At 58.7% G+C, this 6,148-nt stretch carries 7 protein-coding genes and 1 pseudogene; 5 read left to right on the top strand and 3 right to left on the bottom strand.

All coding sequences use genetic code 11. The features are described 5' to 3' along the window. Window positions 1-450: transposase (locus ACFPUZ_RS06415; protein ID WP_377000942.1), on the top strand; the 450-nt coding region annotated here is incomplete at its 5' end. 800 nt (window positions 451-1,250) lie between these two features. Beyond that, complete coding sequence (locus tag ACFPUZ_RS06410) at window positions 1,251-1,403, top strand: transposase (RefSeq protein ID WP_377000941.1); 153 nt, start codon at window positions 1,251-1,253, stop codon at window positions 1,401-1,403. A gap of 319 nt (window positions 1,404-1,722) precedes the next feature. Here the strand turns inward: ACFPUZ_RS06410 and ACFPUZ_RS06405 are convergent, their stop codons facing one another. Continuing rightward, window positions 1,723-2,355: a hypothetical protein gene (locus ACFPUZ_RS06405; RefSeq protein WP_377000940.1), complete on the bottom strand. Its 633-nt coding sequence runs from the start codon at window positions 2,353-2,355 to the stop codon at window positions 1,723-1,725. Between the two features lie 304 nt (window positions 2,356-2,659). Between ACFPUZ_RS06405 and ACFPUZ_RS06400 the strand changes: the two are divergent. The 3 genes and pseudogenes from ACFPUZ_RS06400 (at window position 2,660) to catC (ending at window position 5,198) form a co-directional block, all read left to right on the top strand. Next, window positions 2,660-3,934: pseudogene (locus ACFPUZ_RS06400) on the top strand (IS256 family transposase). A gap of 372 nt (window positions 3,935-4,306) precedes the next feature. Then, the gene (locus tag ACFPUZ_RS06395; RefSeq protein WP_377000939.1) at window positions 4,307-4,861 is read left to right on the top strand and encodes a DUF937 domain-containing protein; all 555 of its coding nucleotides are present in this window, start codon (window positions 4,307-4,309) and stop codon (window positions 4,859-4,861) included. Window positions 4,862-4,910: 49 nt separating this feature from the next. Beyond that, complete coding sequence (catC, locus tag ACFPUZ_RS06390) at window positions 4,911-5,198, top strand: muconolactone Delta-isomerase (RefSeq protein ID WP_377000938.1); 288 nt, start codon at window positions 4,911-4,913, stop codon at window positions 5,196-5,198. 57 nt (window positions 5,199-5,255) lie between these two features. Here catC and ACFPUZ_RS06385 read toward each other — a convergent pair whose 3' ends face one another. Further along, on the bottom strand, window positions 5,256-5,465 hold the full coding sequence (locus tag ACFPUZ_RS06385; RefSeq protein ID WP_377000937.1) for a PspC domain-containing protein: 210 nt from the start codon (window positions 5,463-5,465) through the stop codon (window positions 5,256-5,258). A 100-nt stretch (window positions 5,466-5,565) separates the two neighbouring features. After that, entirely contained in the window at window positions 5,566-6,090 is a 525-nt protein-coding gene (locus tag ACFPUZ_RS06380) for a MarR family winged helix-turn-helix transcriptional regulator (RefSeq protein ID WP_377000936.1), read from the bottom strand. Between the last annotated feature and the right edge of the window lie 58 nt (window positions 6,091-6,148).

Raw genomic sequence — 6,148 nt, 5'->3', positions numbered from 1 at the left:
CCGCTGTATAAGCACCGTCGCACACTATTGACCAGGACGAACTACCTCACGCAGCGGCAGAAACAACGTTTGGAGATGCTGTGGGCCACCGATGACGACTACATGGCCCTGGAAGTGACGTGGATGTTCTACCAGGACATGATCCAGGCGTACGGGCACCCGAAGAAGTCGGAGGGCAAAAAGCTCATGGAAAAGATCATCAACACCCTGCGTAAGGGCCTACCCGCAGGGCTGGGGGAACTCGCCCAACTCGGGCGTACCTTGTGGCGTCGCCGCGACGACATCCTGGCGTACTTCGATATCGGGGCGTCCAACGCACCGGTTGAAGCGATCAACGGCAGGCTCGAGCATCTACGCGGCATCGCCCTGGGGTTCCGCAACCTCGACCACTACATCTTGCGGTCCCTGATCCACTCCGGACAGCTGCACAACCGGATCAACGCACTCTAAATCGTGAAGAGCCGCTTTGGCCTGACCCTCCTGGAAGGACTCGGCGGTCCGCCCTACATGCTGACAACCGCAAGATGGTCAGTGAGTACTGGTGGTCTGACCCACGGCTCTTCTGTCGCCAGATTGTCTACGCCAACCCGTCGCATTTGAATGGGGTAGTCATCCCCTGAGTCATTGAGCACGCGTGGAAGTACGCCCAGGGCAACCGTCACCGGTTATGACCGATCTTTGCCGACCTCACCCCGCTGGTCGACGGGACAGGGCCTTCTCGCCTGTTGGGCACGCGCCCGGATGCGCAACGCCCTGGTGCAGCGTACGGCTGACAGAACCTGACCGCGGTTCTCCGTGAGCAGGTGCAGGTGGCGACCATGGACCGGTTCATCGGGTTTGTTACCGCAGTCATGAGCAACTGTGGAAGGCAATCGAGTTGATGTATCCCTTCCACGTCGTGGATTTATCTGCCGAAAAACTTGCGTCGTGTCGGCAACGACCCCAACGCGAGGACACCGGGCGACGGAGAATGAAAGATAATCCGCAGTACGAGTACTGTCGCGCGCTGTTGACTAGGACGATTTACCTCGCGCAGCGGCTGGAGATGTTGTGGGCCGCTAATGGCGATAACGCGCCTTTGGAGGTGGAGTGGTTAATCTTTCAAGACCTGATCGCGGGTACGGGCAGCCGAAGGAGATAGAAGCAAAAAGAAGATGGAGGGCACCATCACCACCATCCGGAAGGGCAGACCGTAGGGTTTGGAGGAACTTGCTAGGCTGGGCCCCGACTTGTGGTGCCGACGCGAAGACGTGCTCGACAATTTCGACGTCGGGGCGTCCAACGGCCCGGTCGAGGCGAACAATGGCAGGCTCGAGCACTTGCGGGGCATCGCGTATGGGTTCCGAAACATGAATTACATTCGTCTTGCGGTCACTGATTCATTCCGGAGGACTTTATTCTAAAATCAACGCAGTCCAAATGCGGAAGAATCGGTTTGCTTCGGTTAAATCAATGACAATAATTAAACGTTCTGAATAGTGGAGACTCCCATTAACTACTCCTGTTGACCTGCTGTGCATGTTTCATAACTGCACCAGTCGCGGCTCAACCTGAGCTTCCTCGAGCGATTAAGAGCTTGCGCGCGGGATTGGCGAAGACGTAACAGGGAAGGTTGTGCAGGCGTGCGCTTTCAAACGCCCATTCCATTGAAGGAAAAGGTGTTTGAAAAATCGGCAAAGGTTTCAATTCTGACGTTCGTCAGTTGCGAAAGATGCGTACCCTCTAACTCCACTTTGGCGTTTTGATTCGAGGCAGTTTGAATGTTGCTGGCGCTATGGATTCGACTATAAACTCTCCATCCTTAGGTCCGGTCATCGCGCGCAAGACCCATGGTCCAATGACCTTATATCCTTCTTCTTTGCCCGAATCGATGATTGAGCCAATGGATGAAAGTACGTCAAAATCTTCGTCCGAAACGGATCCGCCTAGCCATTCGTAATGCCCATATCTGGCTCCTGGGCGATATCCTTCGTCGTCGCTTTTTCCGCTATGGTCGAAATATGACTTTAGATAAGTGTCCATTCCCTCATATGGATTGCTGCCTGACAGAAGTGCCAGCCTCAAGACGTCGGGATGGCGGTCGCGGTACCTCTTGCTAAACTCCTTAACGTCGTTTAGGATTAGCCACCACTCGTCGTGCCCACCTGTGATATGCGGATCACGATTGGTTGCCGAGCAGATCGCTCCGACAAAGTCTCGGTTGGATAGAGTCCATTTGCCGTCAGTTGGAAATGGAGCTGTCTTGGGAATGCTTCCGTCAACCGTAAGGGTAAACTCCTCTTTTCCCAAATCTACGGTCAGATAAACCCCTGCGTGTTCCATTATGAGTCGTTTTCCTTTTCTTCCGAAGGGCATCGAAGTGTATTTGCTAGTCAGGATACATCAAAGAACCGCCGAGGGTGAGCTGCCGGGCCAGCTGAGTGTGTGTCGTCAAAGTTTCGGTATTGGCAAGGTCAACCTCCGGATCCGCGTAGGTTGGAGACAGCGTGTGATACTGAGTCCTTACTTTTTGGGGGCTCTTCACTATGGGGATGTGAGGCTTTGGCCTGACCTTCCTGGAAGGACACTGCGGTCTGCCCTACTTGCTGACACCCGCAAGAAAGAGTGTCAGACGTTTTGTGCGTGAAGGAGTCCCCTCACATCAAGGAGATGAACCAGAATGACTACCGTGGCACGACGAAACCCAGGAGACTCCGCGAAGATTAATGCGATCGAGGAGAAGCTGTTGGCCAATCCCGAGATGGCGAAGCTGATCGACGAGCTTGTTACCTCCACCACTGATGCCAATAATTTCGTCCGGGGTTTGCTGCAGGCCTCGATCAACCGCGGACTCAATGCCGAGATGGACGCCCACCTCGGCTATCAGCACAGCCACTGAGATGGCAAGGAAGCAGCTGGTCAGGCCAAATCCCATAGTGGATCCTACCTCAAGCGAGTCGATTCGAACTACGGCCCGGTTGACGTCGCTGTTCCCCGGGACCGTGATGCTTCGTTCTTACCGACGTTGGTGCCCAAAGGATATCGCCGCCTGACCGACGTCGACGACCAGATCATCAGTCTTTACGCCGGCGGTATGACTGTCAGGGACATCCAACACCACATGGCCACCGCCATTGGTGTGGACATCTCCCATAAAACGATCTCCACGATCACTGACGCTGTCCTCGACGAGGTCATGGTTTGGCAGAACTGGCAGTTAGAGGAGTTCTATCCTGTGATCTTCCTTGATGCGTTGCGCATCAAGGTCCGTGACGGTGGCCGGTTGGTCAACAGATCCGCCTACCTGGCCATCGGGGTGGACTTGGAGGGGATCAAGCACATCCTGGGTATCTGGCTGGCCAAAGAGGAAGGAGCCTCGTTCTGGGCCCAGGTGTGCACCAACCTCGCCACCCGAGGAGTACACGATGTATTCATCGTGTGCTGTTCCGGGCTCAAGGGTCTGCCAGACGCCGTGGAAGCGACCTGGCCTGATTCGATGGTCCAGACTTGTGTTTTCCATTCGATTAGCGCAGCCAACCGGTGGGTGGCCTACGGCGACCGTAAGGCCGTTTCTGCCCAGCTGAAGAAGATCTATAGCGCTCCCACGGAGGACACCGCTCTGGCGGCGTTCGCAGAGTTCGAGGCTTCTGGGCTGGGGGAAAAGTATCCGCAGTCAATCAAAGTGTGGCGTGATGCGTGGGATCGGTTCGTTCCGTTCCTGGAGTTTCCTCCCGTGGCAAGAAGGGTGATCTATACCACGAACTCTATTGAGTCGATGAACAGTGCTACCCGGAATCGAGTGCAGTTCACCAACGATGAGTCCGCGATCAAGACCTGGTGGTTGATGATCTGCAATATCGAGGACAAGCAGGCTTCCCAGCGAGCGAAACATGGCAAACGGGTCGCGGCTACCAGGGGCCGGCTGATTGAGGGCCGGCGGGTGACGAACTGGTAGCAGGCCATCAATCAGATGCCTGTGGCTTACCCTGATCGCTTCGAACCCTACCTTTAACTATCATCTAGGACCCCGTACACAAACAACTTGACAGGCTCTGTCCTTCCAGAAGGGTCAGGCCAAAGCCGCACATCCCCATAGTGAAGAACTGGATACAGTCACGCGCTAGGAGGAATTGACGGGGGCTGGTGTAATAGGCCGAATCGCCTCTAAACGAATCCCGCGCCATCGTCCCCACGACGGCGCGGAATTTTTCCTCATCCCGGGGCAGGTAGCTTTCGGGTAAAGGTCACCGAATCCTACCCGAGAAGCACCTCCGCCCCCACCGACCAACAACCCCCACCCACCGCACCTTTTCACTATCCTGGTGTCATGACAAATAACATCAACGATCTCCTGTCCAAGCTGCCCATCGACTCCATCGCCGCACGTCTCGGCGAGGACCCGGCCACGGTCCGTGAGGCCGCCGCGCAGGTTCTCCCCGCGCTGCTGGCCGGCATGGGTGCCAACGCCCAGGATCCGGCGGGCCGCGAGTCCCTGGCCACTGCCCTCGATGCGCACAACCCCGACCTCGTCGAGGGTGAGGTCAATGTGGATGACATCGACACGCAGGACGGCGCGAAGATCGCCCACCACGTGTTCGGCAAGCAGGAGGACCAGGTGGCGCAGCAGCTCGGCGGCCTCGTCGGTGGCACCAGCCTCGTCCGTGCGCTGCTGCCGATCCTGGCGCCGATCGCCATGTCGTGGCTGGCCGGTCGCCTGCAGCAGGGCGGCGCAGGAAACACGAAGGCGCAGGCACCGAGCCGGGGTGGTCTTCTCGAGCAGATCCTCGGCCAGGTGCTCGGCGGCGGCCAGTCGAAGGCCCCGTCCGCGGGCGGCGTGCTCGGTGAGATCCTGGGCGGTCTGCTGGGTGGAGGGCGTCGATAAGCACGGGTAGGGTGAAGTATCACCAAACCCCGACAAGAAAGGCCGCGTAATGCTGTTCCTGGCACGCATGGATGTCACCTTCCCCGAGTCGCTCACCCCTGAGCAGGTCGCCGATTTCCAGGTCCGTGAGAAGGAGTACTCGGGCAACCTCCAGCAGGAGGGCACGATGAAGGGGATCTGGCGCGTGGTCGGCGAGTACGCCAACTACTCCATCTACGATGTGCGCGACAACGACCACCTCCACGAGGTGCTCTCCGGGTTCCCGATGTACAAGTACATGAACATCAAGGTCACCCCGCTGGCGCAGCATCCCAACGCCACGCGCGACTTCTTCTGATCCGCACGCAGCAGCGCCCGTCTCCCAGTGGGAGACGGGCGCTGTGGCGTCGATAAACTACTCCTGGGGCATGATGAACCAGGCGACGATATAGGCCAGCAACGGGGTGCCGGAGCCGATGAGGGAGACCGCGATGAAGATGAGGCGGACGAGCGTCGGGTTCCAGTTGTAGGTTTCGGCGATGCCGCCGAGGACGCCGGCGACGTAGCGGTCGCTGAGCGAGCGGTGGAGGCGGCGCTGGTGCATCGGGGTGTTGAAGTCGTTCATCGGGGGGCTCCTTCAGAGGTGGCTGCTGTTGCTGACACCTCTATTGTCGCCGCGCGGACGGGCGCGCACCATCGGGCACATCCCCGAAAAAACCCTGAGATCAGCAGTCGGAGTCGTCGGCGTCGTCAGCGTCGTCGTAGAGCGAGCCGCAGTAGTCCGGGTGGCCGGGCACGTTGTTCACGTCGACGACCTGCTGCATGAAGGAGGACAGCTGGGCGTGCTGCTCGGGCGTCATATGGTCGAAGATGATGCGGCGCACCACCTCGACGTGCTCGGGGGCGGCGGAGCGCAGGCGGGACATGCCCTCCTCGGTCAGCGAGACGATGACGCCGCGGCCATCGCCCTCGCTGCGGCGCTTGTCCACCAGACCGCGGCGTTCCATGCGGGTGATCTGGTGGGAGGTGCGCGAGCGGTCCCATTCGAGCCCGGCGCACAGGTCACGCAGGCGCAGGGACTGATCCTCGGCCTCCGAGAGGGAGACGAGGACGGAGAATTCGGAGGTCGACAGATCACTGCAGGCCTGGAGCGTGTCGTCCATGACGCGGTCGATCTTGCGCATACCTGCGAGAATGAGGCGCCAGAGCGCCTGCTCGTCGTCGTTGAGCCATCGTACGTCGCTTGCCATGTCCTCGACTATAGCCCGCCCATAGGTCCCGGCAATAATCACTTTCGCCGTGTCCATC

The organism is Corynebacterium nasicanis (assembly GCF_042658165.1).
Lineage (GTDB): Bacteria > Actinomycetota > Actinomycetes > Mycobacteriales > Mycobacteriaceae > Corynebacterium > Corynebacterium nasicanis.
The sequence above is the reverse complement of the archived record's forward strand: the minus strand, read 5'-3'. Positions and strand labels throughout refer to the sequence as shown.